The sequence below is a fragment of the Nocardia sp. NPDC005366 genome, from assembly GCF_040606855.1.
GTDB lineage: Bacteria > Actinomycetota > Actinomycetes > Mycobacteriales > Mycobacteriaceae > Nocardia.
This window is the reverse complement of the sequence record NZ_JBEXFQ010000046.1, coordinates 25,809-39,078: the sequence shown is the minus strand read 5'-3', so window position 1 is coordinate 39,078 and position 13,270 is coordinate 25,809. Positions and strand designations below refer to the sequence as shown.

Here is a 13,270-nt window from a genome sequence, read left to right as displayed (position 1 = left end):
CGCCCCGCGGCCGTGGTGCCCTGGCCGATGGCGCACACCGTGTTTTGCCCCCCCCCCCGGGGGGGGGGGGGGGCGCCCCCCCCCCCCCCCGCCGGGATATCAGTCGCGCAGATGCGCGAGTTCGGCGCGAGCCTTCTCGCCCTCGGCACCGAGATCGGTGCGTCCGAAGACGTTCCACCGCTTCAGCAGCGGCGCGAAGACCAGCGCCGGCTCCTTCGCCGGATCGTAGACACCGGCCTCGGCCAGCACCTCGTCGCTGCTGCGTCCATCGGGCAGGCTCACCGAGGGCACGTGGAAGGCGGCCACGCTGTCGGCGATGGCGCGCATGGTCTGATCGGGGGCGACCTCGAATCCCGCGGTCACGAGGTCGGCGAAGAACCTCGCCTGCAATTCGTCGTCGACCGCGATGCGCTCGGCCATGGCGGTGACGATCTCGTTCTCGCCGAGGGCGGCGATATTGCGATGCCGCACCGCGGACGCGGTCTCCTCGAAGGCGCAGGTGGCGAGCACATCGAGCAGATGCATGGCGGGCCTGCGGAAGCCCCTGGTCATATGTTCCATCCGCGACCGCTCCAACTGCACCGGATCGACCGATCGGGTGACCATGAGGTAGTTGCGGATCATGATCTCGTGCCGGTTCTCCTCGGCCGTCCACCGGCCGACCCAGCGCCACCAGGCTCCGGTGCGCAGGTATTTGCCGATCTCGCGGTGGTAGGAGGGCAGATTGTCGGCCACGAGAACGCTGACCGTCAATGCCAGTTTGGCTACCTCGCTGAGCTCGGATTCTCCTGGCTCCCAATCGGTTCCGCCGAGGAAGCGGAAGTTGTGGCCGTCGCTCCACGGCACGTAGTCATGGGGCTGCCATCCGTCGGCCACCTCGATATGGCGCCGCAGATTCAGTTCCACCTCTACCGCGAGCGATTCGAGCAGCTCACGATCGGTCAAGAGATTTTGCACAATCACAACCTAGCTGCTGTGCCCGCGACGCGGGGATGATATGGGACGGCTTGCCGGACGGCGTCCGAAACCACCGGACATGATGTCACATGATCTCGGACACCGCGTACCGCGACTACTTCGGGGTGACGGTGATCTGGCCGTCGACCCAGGTGATGGTGCCGCCGGTGAAGGTCGATTGCTTACCTCCGGCGATATCCGTCTCGTCGCTGGTGGGATAACCGAGTTCGCCGTTGGCGCCACCGTTGTCCTCCCACGCCTTGCGGATCTCTCCCCAGACGACATAGGGGTCACCGTCTTTCGCCTCGTAGATGGTGCCGCCGACGAAGTCCTGGTACTCGCCGCCGTCCGGGCCGCTCTCCTTGGCTTCGGTCGGGGCGCCGAGCGGGCCGGTCGGGCCGCCCGACCGGACGTACTTCTCGTAGATGTCGCCGGAGACAGCGACCTCGGTTCCGCCTGGGGTCACGATCTTGGTCTGCTCCGCGGACTCGGACGCGCTCGTCGAGGTCGCGGACTGCGCCGTCGAGGTTTCCGATTCCGAGGTTTCGGACCCCGAGGTTTCTGACCCCGAGGGCGCGGTCGTCGACTGCGCGGTGACCGAGGTCCTGACCGCGGTGGGCAGACTCGTTGTCGCCGCGGAATTCGAATCGTTGTCGTCGTCACCGCATCCCGCGGTCAGCAGCAGTGTCGCGGCCATGAGGGCCGTGGTGTATCCAGCCGTTCGTCGAGCGAAGTGGTGCATGTCCATCCTCTCGAATGCGACTTGCGAGACACCCCGAACGCGGTGCGCCCCGCGAGCCTGAGCCGACGTTCGGCGACGTCCCGGCGAATCAGTACAGACTCACCGGGACATCGCCGAACAGCTATCGAGCGGATACTACCCGGTCAATTTGTGAGGTGAACCACACCCTGAACGATTGCTCGATCAGGAGTTGGGACCGTATTCCTCCAGCATCTCGGTGACCAGCGCCGCGATCGGCGAGCGCTCACTGCGGGTGAGGGTGATGTGGGCGAACAGCGGATGTCCCTTCAGTTTCTCGATCACCGCGGCGACGCCGTCGTGCCTGCCGACGCGCAGGTTGTCACGCTGGGCCACATCGTGGGTGAGCACCACCCGCGATCCGGTGCCCAACCGACTGAGCACGGTGAGCAGCACATTGCGCTCGAGCGATTGCGCCTCGTCGACGATCACGAAGGAATCGTGCAGCGACCGCCCGCGAATGTGGGTCAGCGGCAGCACCTCGAGCATGTCGCGGCTGAGCACCTCCTCCATCACCTCCGCGGAGGCCAGCCCGTCCAGCGTGTCGAATACCGCCTGGGCCCACGGGCCCATCTTCTCGCTCTCGCTACCGGGCAGATAGCCGAGATCCTGGCCGCCGACCGCGTAGAGCGGGCGGAAGACCACCACCTTGCGCTGGGTGCGGCGCTCCAGCACCGCTTCCAGGCCCGCGGTGAGCGCGAGGGCCGATTTGCCGGTACCCGCCTTACCGCCAAGCGAGACGATGCCGATGCTCTCGTCCAGCAGCAGATCCAGCGCGATGCGCTGTTCGGCGGAGCGGCCGTGCAGGCCGAACGCCTCCCGTTCACGCACCAATTGCACCCGCTTGTCCGCGGTCACCCGGCCGAGGGCACTGGAACTGGTGCCGAGCAGCCGAATTCCGGTGTGGCACGGGAGTTCCCTCGCCTCGTCCAGGTCGATGACCGATTCGGAGTAGATCTGGTCGATATGCGCGGTGGCGACGTCGATTTCGACCATGCCGGACCAGCCGGAGGTGATCACATCCTGGGCGTGGTACTCGTCGGCCCGCAAACCGACGGCACTGGCCTTGACACGCAACGGAATGTCCTTGGACACCATGACGACTTCGCGGCCCTCCGCCGCGAGATTGAGCGCACAGGCCAGAATGCGAGAGTCGTTGGTGTCGGTGCGGAAGCCGACCGGAAGGACCGCGGGGTCGGTGTGATTGAGTTCCACCTGCAGCGTTCCGCCCTCGGTGCCGATCGGCACCTGCTGGTCCAGCCTGCCGTTCTGCAGGCGCAGATCGTCCAGGTTGCGCAGGGCTTCCCGCGCGAACCAGCCCAACTCGTGGTGGTGGCGTTTGCCTTCGAGTTCGCTGATGACGACCAGCGGAAGCACGACGTCGTGTTCGCCGAACCGGGTGAAAGCCCAGGGATCGGAGAGCAGCACCGAAGTGTCGATGACGAACGTCCGCGCACCGGACGCTGGGGAGAGCGAGGGGCGGGCTCCCTTGGGATCTGAAGAGACAGCGGCGCCTTTCCCGGTTTTACGGGAGGTCGCCGAGGGAGCGGAAACGGAGCGTGCAGCAGTCACGGTGGGCTCCTTTGTGTCCGTGCGGCACCCGCGCGGACGATCTCGCTGGACCGGTCCGTCCTGATGGATTCGACTCGCGCCGAGACCCACGAGGGCCGGGTGCCGGCCCCTCGCACTGAGTAGCTCAGTCACGGTCAGGACCTCCCGTACGAACCACAACGACGCGGCCCGCATCATCGACGCTACCGCCGACTACCCCGTCTCCGCTCCCAGAGTGATAGGCATGTCGGTGAAGATCCCGTTAACGCGTATCGGCACACCACTCGTCACCGCAGGTCAGCAAGGCCGGTTAGAGTCGGAGTCATGGCCGATAAGAAGGACCTCGAGAAGCTGTCGTCCAAGGAGTTGCACGACCGCGCGGTGAAACTGGCGGTACGCCACGGGGATGTGAAATTCCTCTGGCAGCTGCTCACCTCGATCCCCGCCGCCGAGGCGGCGGCGGGCAATACCGGCGAGAGCGAGGCCGACATCAAATGGGTCCTCCCGATGATCGACGACTACTTCCACGCCGGGGACGGTGATATCGCCGAGGTGCTGCGCCCGTTCTATCTGGAATACCTCAGCGAGCGTTCCTGACACGACGGGGCCGGGCCGCGGCGCGATCGCCCGGCCCCCTCCGGTCGACGGGACGACTTCCGATCAGCCGCGGGCGAAGACCGCGCGGAAAAGTCCGACCGCGACACCCCTGAGGAAGTTCTCCCACGAGAAGTGGTCGTGCCACAGCACGATTCGACCCTCGCGCAATTCGAAGGTTCCGGTCACCCAGAACGCGATGCGCACCGGCCCGAATCTCAGGATGTCGGTGCGATCGGTGAGCACGATATCGCCGTCGGCGGCGATATGGTGCATCTCGACGGCGAAGCCGAGCTGATCCCGGCTGAGCCCGCGCAGCAATCCGCCCACCCGCTCGGCGCCGCGCACATCGGGCAGTGAGGTGTTCTTCCACACGATCTCGGGATCGAGCAGTTCCAGCGCTTCGCCGACTGCGCCGAGCTCGAGCGCGGTGAGGAACTCCCGCACGGTGGTGATCGAGTCCTGCTGCACTTCCAGTTCTTCGGTCATAGTCCGACCATAGGCCGCTCGCGGCCCCCGCGACGCGCGATGTGGGCACCCAATCCGTCGAGGATGCGGTCTATGCCGAAGGCAAGCGCACCGTCACCGCCCGCCGCCGCTCCCGCTTCGGCGAAGGCCGCGCTCGCGACCGGGTATCGCTGTGTCGCGACCTCCCTCATCTCGGCCAGTTGCGCGGCGATCCGGTCCTGAAAATCCTGCGTGCCGGTCACGACGACCTGTTGCACGAGACTTCGCGCGTGCCCCGACAGCAGGGCGATGGTGTCGAGCCGTTCGGCGGTGGTCAGCCCGGTATCGATGAGTGCGAGCAGCGCGACCTCCATCCAGGCCATCTCGTTCGGGCCGACGGGCCGCGCGCCCACCGCCAGTTCCAGTCCCCACGGATGCGCGCCGAACCGTGCGTAGAGCGTTTCGCACCACCGACGCAGTCCGGTGCGCCACGGCTCCTCGACCGCATCCGCTTCCCGGACGGTGAGGTCGGGGGGCGCACCGAGCGCCGAGTCCAGCATGAGGGCGGTCAACTCGGCTTTACCGGGGACGTAGCGGTACAGCGACATCTTGGTGAAGCCGAGCCGTTCCGCCAACCGCTGCATGGACAGGTTGGCCAGCCCGTCGGCGTCGGCGAGCCTGATGGCCTCCTCGACGATGCCCTCGAGTGAGAGGGCGGGTTTGGGTCCGCGCTTCGGGCGCCGCCGCGCACCCCACAGCAATTCGACGGTGGTCGGTGGCGCCATGGACCGAATCCTTCCGTGGATGTCTTGACTCGAAAACTGTGTCTACCATACTCTAATTCGTGTCCGTCGGATACAGATTCCATCGGACACAGATACCGACCTCTGGAGGCACCCATGCGCACCACGAACGTCCTCATCTCCGGCGCGGGCATCGCGGGCCCGGCCCTGGCCTATTGGCTCGACCGCTACGGCTACGCGGTGACCGTGGTCGAGCGCGCCCCCGCGCTGCGACCGGGCGGTCAGGCCGTCGATTTCAAGGGCGCGACCCACCGGAAGGTGCTCGAACGAATGGATATCTGGGACGAGATCCAGGCGCGGCGGACCGGCGCCACCGACACCGTCTTCGTGGACGAGAAAGGCGAACGCCTCGCGTTCATGTCGGGTGACTTCACCGGCGGCGACGTGGAGATCCTGCGCGGCGACCTGTCGGAGATCATGTACGAGCGGACGGCGGGAGGCTGCGACTACATCTTCGGCGACGCCATCACCGCGCTCACCGACACCACCGACGGTGTGCACGTCGAATTCGAACGCGCCGCACCGCGAACGTTCGACTTGGTCTTCGGCGCGGACGGAATCCACTCGCGGGTGCGACACCTCGCATTCGGTCCGGAGAAGGATTTCGTCGAGCATCTCGGCCACAACTACTGCGTCGCGGGGGCAAGCCCGTGGAGCGCGACCGCCGCCGGTTCCCGCGAGCGGGCGACCGCCTACGGCTACAACACGCCGGGGCGACTGGCGATCAGCGGCGGCCCGAAGGCCCAGCAGTTCTACCTCTTCGCCGCGTCGGAGCCGGACTACCCGCGCGACGACGCCGCGGCACAGCGGCGCATCGTCGCCGAGACCTACGCGGGCCTGGGCTGGGAGGTTCCGCGCATGCTGGAGGAGATGACCACCTTCGACGATTTCTACCTCGACTCGATCAGCCGGGTAGATATGTCCGAAACCGGTTACACCAGGGGCCGGGTGGCACTCGTCGGCGACTCGGGATACGGAAATACACTGGGCGGCTTCGGAACCGGACTCGCCGTGGTCGGCGCGTATGTGATCGCGGGTGAACTCGCGCTGGCCGAGGGCGATCACACCGTCGCCTTCGCGAACTACGACGAGATCATGCGCCGCTACGCCGAGAAGGCGGGCCGCAGCAACGCGGGTCGCTTCCTCGCCCCGAAGACCAAGCGCGGCATCGCCATGCGCAACTGGTTCCTCGGATCATGGATGTGGCGGCTGATGCTGAAGTACACCGACGACGCGAGTAACGATATCGAGTTGCGCGACTACCCGGTACTCGCCATGCGCTGACTCCACGCCGCCCGCGCCGATTCGCCGGTAGCGGCGGATCGGCGGTGTTCCGATGGAACCGAGTCGGGTGCGCGCGCGTCTATATCGTCATACGGCACTCACGGAAGGGGCAACCGCCATGAGACCGACCGACGGCCGGGCGATCACGAATCCCGAGAACGCGCAGAGCTTTTCCCACGCCGAGATCAAACAGGCGTCCGAGCACATGAATCCGGAGGAATTGGCCGGGGCGTTCGATACCTGGACGACCATCGCCGCGGCGGTGACCACGGCCGGGCAGCAATTCGAATCAGCCCTCAGGAAGGCGGTGGACCAGCGATGGGAGGGCGCCGCGGCCGAGGCGGCCGTCAGCGGCATCCTCCAATACGCGACGCGGGTGGGCGAACTCGGTGATTCGCTGGATCGCCAATCCGCACCGCTCGAGGCCGCGGGAAACGCGGCGGCCCGCTTCAAGGCCGCGATTCCCGATGTGCCCGACGGGTCGAATGGTTCCACCGCTCCCGAGGTTCGCAATGCCCAGGAGGAGCAGGCCCGCGACGATATGGTGACCTACTACATCCAGCCGTACGTGGCGACGGCCCCGGTGATTCCGACACTGCCCGCACCGACGAGCCCGATCACCGCCGGTTCGGGAACTACCGGCACCGTGCCGGGCGGTGCGGTGCCGCCGGGCGGTAACAGCAGCCACGCGATTCCGGGCGGCACTGTGACGCCGGAAAATTCAGGAGACACCGCAACACCGAAGGACTCCGGCGAATCCGCGACTCCGGGGAACTCCGAAGGCACAGGCACGCCGGGGAACCCCGGCAGTGCGGCGACGCCGGGCAATTCCGGCGGCACCGCGACGCCGGCCGACTCGGGAACGCCCGGCGGCTCCAGCGGCGGAGGAACGCCGAGTGACGCCGAAGGCACACCGACTCCGGGCGGCACCGCGGGGCCGGCCACACCGGGCGACAGCGGGGCAGGCACCCCGGCTGGACAGACCACCGGGAGCGCGCAGGCCGGGGGCGCATCCGGCGACGCGGGTACGTCGAGCGCGACTGCCGAGGCGGGCACGTCCGCGGCACAGCAGCCGCTCCCCCCGCAGGCGGTATTACCGCAGGCCGTATCACCGCCGTCGGTGTCACCTATCCCGTTGTCCGGCACGGCCTCCGGCCCCGGTTCCGTCGCGGGTGTACCGACGTACACGCCGTTCAACCCCGGGACACCGCAGTTCACGACGACAGCGCCGAGCGACGTCGCCCCCGCGCCCAGCCGATCGGACACACCCGCTTCGCACGGTCCGAACGCGACGCCGAACCCGGCAGCGCAGCCGCGCCCCGGCGTCTCGGTACCCGCGCAACCGGCCGCGCAGACCGCCACCCCCGCCACCCCGGCGACCGCACCGGGACGCCAGGGAATGCCGGGCACACAGGGATATTCGGGCCTGATGGCCGCGCGCGGCCGAGGCGAGGAGGACGGTGAGCACCGGTCGCCGAGGTATCTGCGCACCGAGGAGCACGCGACCGAACTCCTCGGCGAAGTCGAGCCGACGGTTCCGCCCGCGATCGGGGCCCAATGATGTCGCAATGGACCTTGTCCGCCGAACAGTTCGCGGCGGCCTGGTTCGGCACCGGGCTGGATCGGCTGCCGTTCCCGTTCCGATTCACCAGCCGCTTCCCCGGTTTACACGAATACCGCGCCTACCAGGAACAATTCCGCTCCGAACTGGCCCGCGACGACCACGCCCCGCTACAGCGGACGCTCAGAGTCTTGAGCCACCCTGAATGGCGTGTCGAACTATTCGGCGTCGACGACCGGCGCGATGGCGTCGAGATCCGCGGCATCGCGGGCGCCACCCGTAGCGGCGCCGGGGTTATCGCGCTCCAGAACCCCGCGGCCGACGGCGGCAAGGTGCGGCTGCGGCGATGTCGCGGCGACCAGCTCGCGGCCGAATTGATCCGAACGCTGCCCGATCCACCGCCGGGTACCGCACTCGAAAAGACCTATCTACTCGATGATCTCGGCACCGACCGACCCGACCCGTTCGGCAACGATCCGGCCCGCGCGGTTCAGGAACGCTACCGTCGCTTCTGGCGTCAGCCTTCGACCACCCGCGGCACCGTCACGGTGCTACTCGGCCCGCGCGGCGGGGACGCCTTGCGGATCGGCCGACTGCGCTGGATCGACACCGAAGACGGGCGCTACTGCGAGATACCCGCCAACCGCGCGTTGATGATCCGGCCGGCGACCAGCGCCGACATCACCCGCTACGTGAACGAGGCGATCGTCAGGGCAAGGGCCCGCATGACATAGGGCGATAAGGCCCCGCCGCCGCCCGCCGGGATCGGTCGAAGCGGATACGACAACGCCCACACGAATCCGTGCGGGCGTTGCTGGAGCGGGAACCGGATCAGCCGAGCAGACGCCAGTCCTCGAGACCCTGGTACAGCGGCACCGACTGGGCAAGTGCGGCGACCCGGCCGCGCAGCGTCTCCACGTCGGAGCCGCCGGCAAGGGCAGTGCCGATGATATCGGCGACCTCGGTGAATTCGGCATCACCGAAACCGCGAGTGGCCAGCGCGGCGGTGCCGATACGCAGACCGGAGGTGACCATCGGCGGGCGCGGGTCGAACGGAACGGCGTTGCGGTTGACCGTGATGCCGATCTCGTGCAGCAGATCCTCGCCCTGCTGACCGTCGAGCTGGGAATTACGCAGATCGACCAGCACCAGGTGCACATCGGTGCCGCCGGTCAGCACGGTGATGCCCTTACCCTCGACATCGGCGGCGCTCAGGCGTTCGGCCAGGATCTTCGCGCCGGACAGGGTGCGCTCCTGGCGATCACGGAATTCCGTGCCGGCGGCGATCTTGAACGCGACGGCCTTGGCGGCGATCGCGTGCATGAGCGGACCGCCCTGCTGCCCCGGGAAGACCGCGCTGTTCAGCTTCTTCGCGAATTCCTGCTTGGCCAGGATCAGACCCGAACGCGGACCACCGAGGGTCTTGTGCACGGTCGAGGACACCACATCGGCATAGGGCACCGGCGAGGGGTGCAGGCCCGCGGCGACCAGTCCGGCGAAATGCGCCATATCGACCCACAGGTACGCACCGACCTCGTCGGCGATCTCACGGAACGCGGCGAAATCCTGATGCCGCGGGTAGGCCGACCAGCCCGCCACGATCACCTTCGGACGCGACTCGAGGGCGATTTTGCGCACCTCGTCCATATCGACGCGGTGATCTTCCTTGCTCACCCCGTAGGAGTGCACCTCGTAGAGCTTGCCGGAGAAGTTCAGACGCATGCCGTGGGTCAGGTGACCGCCGTGCGCGAGATCCAGGCCGAGCAGTTTCTCGCCGGGGCTCATCAGCGCCATCAATACCGCGGCATTGGCCTGCGCGCCGGAGTGCGGCTGCACATTGGCGAAATCGGCGCCGAACAGTTCCTTGGCGCGGTCGCGCGCGAGGGTTTCCACGACGTCGACGTGTTCGCAGCCACCGTAGTAGCGGCGGCCGGGGTAGCCCTCCGCGTACTTGTTGGTGAGTACGCTGCCCTGCGCTTGGAGCACCGCGCGCGGCACGAAATTCTCCGAGGCGATCATTTCGAGGGTGTCGCGCTCGCGGGCGAGTTCACCTGCCATCGCGGCAGCGAGCTCCGGATCGAGCTCACCGAGAGACTGGGTATTGACAGAGGCGGTCGTCTGCGTCACTGCCTCAGTGTATTGGCCGGGAAAGGACCGGTCGGCACGGCCCCGGTGCACAGCCCGATCACACGCCGCGCGGCGAATCGAGCAGGGGCCCGAGATTGACCAGGACATCATCGAGCGGCCGGGTGGATTTCGTGGCGCGGGACTGGACGATCGCGCCCTCCAGTGCGCTGATCACGAATCCGGCGAGTGAATCGGCGCGCTCGCCCTGCAGGCCCGCGCGGGCGAGCGCGGCCGACAACAGTGCGGTCCAGTCGGCGAAGGCAGCGCCTGCCGCCGCCTGCACCCCCGGCTCGGATTCGGCGAGCGCGGCCCCGACGACCGGGCAGCCCGCGGTGTAACCGCTGGTCTCCAAGGTCGTCTTCCACCAGACGATCAGCGCCCCGAGCCATTCGTGCGGCGCACCCGTTGCGGTGACCCTGCCGATGACCGTGGACATGCGCTGGCCCGCCACTCTCGTCGCGGCCTCGACCAATTCCCCTTTTCCCGCCGGGAAGTGCTGATACAGCGAATTGCGCGAAGTCCGGCTGCGGTCGAGCAGGGCCGCGAGACCCGCGCCGTGCACACCCTGCTCCCGCACGAGTTCGATCGCACCCTCGATCAGGCGATCACGCGGCCCAGCCGTCATCTCTCCTCCAGGTGGGTGGTCCTTCCGATCAGTCCGCACGGTTGCGTGAACCGATCGGTCCATGCTGCAATTATGGCAGACGTGGACCGATCGGTTCATCGAAAGGACGGATTATGACGACCACAGAAATCGACTACTCCGCGCTGTCCGGCCTCGAGCTGCTGCGGACCGCCATGACCATGGAGAACCGTCCGCCGTTCATCGGCGACCTGCTCGGCATGGAAGTCGACGAACTCGAACACGGCCGCGTCGTCTTCGCGGTGAACACCCGTCCCGACTTCGCCAATCCGCTCGGCACGACCCACGGCGGCATCTGCGCGACCCTGCTGGATTCGGTGATGGGCTGCGCGGTGCACACCACCTTGGACGCGGGCGTCGGCTACACCACCCTGGAACTCAAGGTGAACTACATCCGCTCCGCGCCCACCGACGGACGCCGTCTCACCGCCACCGGCACCACCATCCACGTCGGCCGGACCACCGCCACCGCCGAGGCGAGTCGTCGACGAACAGGGCCGCCTGGTCGCGCACGGCACCACCACCTGTGTCATCTTCCGTTGATCCGAGGAGCGGAAAGTCCATGAGCGACACCACGACTCTGCGCAAATTCAAGCGCGAACGCTTCATCGGCCGCTATCTCGCCAACCCCGCCTTCCGCCTGCTCGACCGGATCGGCGTGCGCTCGGCGCTGCTGGCCGAACTGGAGACAACCGGCGCGAAGACCGGGCTGCCCCGGCGGGTTCCCGTCACCGTCTCGATCGATGACGAGGGCGCGTGGCTGATCTGTCAGCACGGCCAGCGCGCGGGCTGGGCCCGCAACATCACCGCCGACCCCCGGGTCCGACTGCGCCAGGGTGACATCTGGCACTCCGGTACCGCCGCATTCGTTCCGGACGACGACGTCGTCGCCCGCGCTCGCACCTTCGCGCGCGGCACCTTCAGCAGACCGGCGACGGCGTGGACCACCAAGGCTCTCGAAACGGCCCCGATTTCGGTGCGCGTCACCTTCACACCGTCCTGAACCGGATTCCGCGCCGGTGAAGGGCGTGCAGTTACCCCGCAGCACAGCAGATTACGTACTGCGTCAATGGACATCCGGCAACTGTGACAATATGTGCGATCAGATGGACGGCACTGTCCACCTGACACATCCGAGGGAAAGAATATGCTGCTCAATTTCATCGCTGCCTCGCCGATCGAAGCACTGCTGAAGGCGTTGCTCCAGTCCAGTTGCTCGCTGTCCTCCGGCGGCGCCGCGTGCGGGAACTGGTAACTTCCGACAAGCTTCTCGATCGGCCCCGTCGCGTGCGCGACGGGGCCGATCTGTTCACATCGCGCGAACAGCGCCCGGGGTGAGCGGCTCGTCGAGCAGGCGACGGAAACGGTCGGCGCGCTCGACGGGGTCCGCCGCCCGATCCAGCCAGCCGCCGAGCAGCCGATAACCCTCGACATATGTGCTGATGTAGGCGCGCCACAGCGGCGAGGACAGGAAGCGCAGCGACTGGCGGGCGCGGTCGGGTGTCAGCATGTTCCAGCGCTGCAGGAATTCCGCGACCTCGGTCTCGTCGCGTCGCCGATCGTGGAGCAGTAGCGCGGCATCCTGGCGCACGCCGAGCAGATCGGCCGACGCGGTCGCCAGCCGCTCGGCCCGGTCACCGTCGAATCGCAGACCCAGATCGGCGTAGATCTCCTGGGCCCACCGGCCCCATCCCGGCCCGACGATCGAACGCAGCGCCAGATCGGCGAGCCCCTCCGCCATCAGGCACTGCGGGGTGTTCACCAGGAACAGCGTCTGCTCGGCCTGCCCTGCCGCCACCAGACCCGCCTCCTTGCGGCAGTGCTCGGTGTGATGCCCCGGGTAGGCCTCGTGCGCGATCAGATGCGGCAGATTCGCCATGTGCTGCTTGAGATCGGAGTTGATGGCGACCTTGGAGTGGTAGTTGCCCAGGTAGTAGTTGAATCCGGACCACGGCTTGTCGCCCACCACCTCGTAGCTGACGTGCTCGTGGTCGGGCAGCGGGTAGCGGTCACGCACCAGTTCACGCAGCGCGCTGGAGAACGCGTCGACGCACGCCTGCAACCGCTCCGGCGGGATCTCGTCGGCCCGGCGATGCGCGCCCACCCGTTCGGCCAAGGGGCCGTCGCCCGGCAACACCTCGTCCATCCGCCGGTGCGCGTCCCGGTAGTCCTCGACATCTCCCGGGGCGATCTCGACGTCGAAATAGGCGCGCACCTCGTCGACGAAACCGATCGACTCACCCGCGAACTTGCGCCCGGAGCATTCCAGCGCGCGCAGATGGACGTCGAGGAATTCGGTGCGCTCGGGCGCGAGTCCCGCCTCGGGTAGTGCCGCGCGCAGGTCGGCGGCCCGGCTCGCCAGCTCACTCGGCTGCGGGGCCGGCGCGTTCTCCACCTCCCTGCGCAGCACCGGATCTCCGGTATAGGCGTCGACGAAACCTTCCTCCAGCCGATCGAAGGCCAAGCCGAGACGCAGGTACTCGGTCACCAGCGGATGCGCTTCCATGTTCGCCCACATTAGTAGGGAGAACACCGGTCATCGA

Annotated in this window: 13 protein-coding genes and 1 pseudogene; 6 read left to right on the top strand and 8 right to left on the bottom strand. The window is 67.5% G+C overall.

Going from position 1 to position 13,270, the window contains the following annotated elements:
* Positions 1–99: 99 nt before the first annotated feature.
* The 3 genes from ABZS43_RS33060 to ABZS43_RS33050 form a co-directional block, all read right to left on the bottom strand.
* Positions 100–957: an acyl-ACP desaturase gene (locus tag ABZS43_RS33060; protein ID WP_355039924.1), complete on the bottom strand. Its 858-nt coding sequence runs from the start codon at positions 955–957 to the stop codon at positions 100–102.
* Between the two features lie 115 nt (positions 958–1,072).
* Entirely contained in the window at positions 1,073–1,699 is a 627-nt protein-coding gene (locus ABZS43_RS33055; protein ID WP_355039923.1) for an esterase, read from the bottom strand.
* Between the two features lie 183 nt (positions 1,700–1,882).
* Entirely contained in the window at positions 1,883–3,157 is a 1,275-nt protein-coding gene (locus ABZS43_RS33050) for a PhoH family protein (RefSeq protein WP_355039928.1), read from the bottom strand.
* Positions 3,158–3,592: 435 nt separating this feature from the next.
* On the opposite strand from ABZS43_RS33050, the gene ABZS43_RS33045 reads away from it, so the two are divergent.
* Complete coding sequence (locus tag ABZS43_RS33045; protein WP_355039922.1) at positions 3,593–3,865, top strand: hypothetical protein; 273 nt, start codon at positions 3,593–3,595, stop codon at positions 3,863–3,865.
* A gap of 63 nt (positions 3,866–3,928) precedes the next feature.
* On the opposite strand, the gene ABZS43_RS33040 is transcribed toward ABZS43_RS33045, so the two are convergent.
* Complete coding sequence (locus ABZS43_RS33040) at positions 3,929–4,351, bottom strand: limonene-1,2-epoxide hydrolase family protein (RefSeq protein WP_355039921.1); 423 nt, start codon at positions 4,349–4,351, stop codon at positions 3,929–3,931.
* Positions 4,348–5,094 carry a TetR/AcrR family transcriptional regulator gene (locus ABZS43_RS33035; RefSeq protein ID WP_355039920.1) on the bottom strand — a complete coding sequence of 249 codons (747 nt, stop codon included), beginning with the start codon at positions 5,092–5,094 and terminating at the stop codon, positions 4,348–4,350. The genes ABZS43_RS33040 and ABZS43_RS33035 overlap by 4 nt, the downstream gene beginning before the upstream one ends.
* 114 nt (positions 5,095–5,208) lie before the next feature.
* On the opposite strand from ABZS43_RS33035, the gene ABZS43_RS33030 reads away from it, so the two are divergent.
* From ABZS43_RS33030 to ABZS43_RS33020, 3 genes are all read left to right on the top strand, one after another.
* Complete coding sequence (locus ABZS43_RS33030; protein ID WP_355039919.1) at positions 5,209–6,396, top strand: FAD-dependent monooxygenase; 1,188 nt, start codon at positions 5,209–5,211, stop codon at positions 6,394–6,396.
* Positions 6,397–6,514: 118 nt separating this feature from the next.
* On the top strand, positions 6,515–7,957 hold the full coding sequence (locus ABZS43_RS33025; protein WP_355039918.1) for a hypothetical protein: 1,443 nt from the start codon (positions 6,515–6,517) through the stop codon (positions 7,955–7,957).
* Entirely contained in the window at positions 7,957–8,691 is a 735-nt protein-coding gene (locus ABZS43_RS33020; RefSeq protein WP_355039917.1) for an ESX secretion-associated protein EspG, read from the top strand. The genes ABZS43_RS33025 and ABZS43_RS33020 overlap by 1 nt, the downstream gene beginning before the upstream one ends.
* A gap of 97 nt (positions 8,692–8,788) precedes the next feature.
* On the opposite strand, the gene glyA is transcribed toward ABZS43_RS33020, so the two are convergent.
* Complete coding sequence (glyA, locus tag ABZS43_RS33015) at positions 8,789–10,084, bottom strand: serine hydroxymethyltransferase (protein WP_355039916.1); 1,296 nt, start codon at positions 10,082–10,084, stop codon at positions 8,789–8,791.
* A gap of 58 nt (positions 10,085–10,142) precedes the next feature.
* Positions 10,143–10,709, bottom strand: a complete 567-nt coding sequence (locus ABZS43_RS33010) for a TetR/AcrR family transcriptional regulator (RefSeq protein WP_355039915.1) — start codon at positions 10,707–10,709, stop codon at positions 10,143–10,145.
* A 113-nt stretch (positions 10,710–10,822) separates the two neighbouring features.
* On the opposite strand from ABZS43_RS33010, the pseudogene ABZS43_RS33005 reads away from it, so the two are divergent.
* Positions 10,823–11,270: pseudogene (locus ABZS43_RS33005) on the top strand (PaaI family thioesterase).
* Positions 11,271–11,289: 19 nt separating this feature from the next.
* Complete coding sequence (locus tag ABZS43_RS33000) at positions 11,290–11,730, top strand: nitroreductase family deazaflavin-dependent oxidoreductase (RefSeq protein WP_355039914.1); 441 nt, start codon at positions 11,290–11,292, stop codon at positions 11,728–11,730.
* A 306-nt stretch (positions 11,731–12,036) separates the two neighbouring features.
* Here the strand turns inward: ABZS43_RS33000 and ABZS43_RS32995 are convergent, their stop codons facing one another.
* On the bottom strand, positions 12,037–13,233 hold the full coding sequence (locus tag ABZS43_RS32995; RefSeq protein WP_355039913.1) for a DUF885 domain-containing protein: 1,197 nt from the start codon (positions 13,231–13,233) through the stop codon (positions 12,037–12,039).
* Positions 13,234–13,270: the final 37 nt, after the last annotated feature.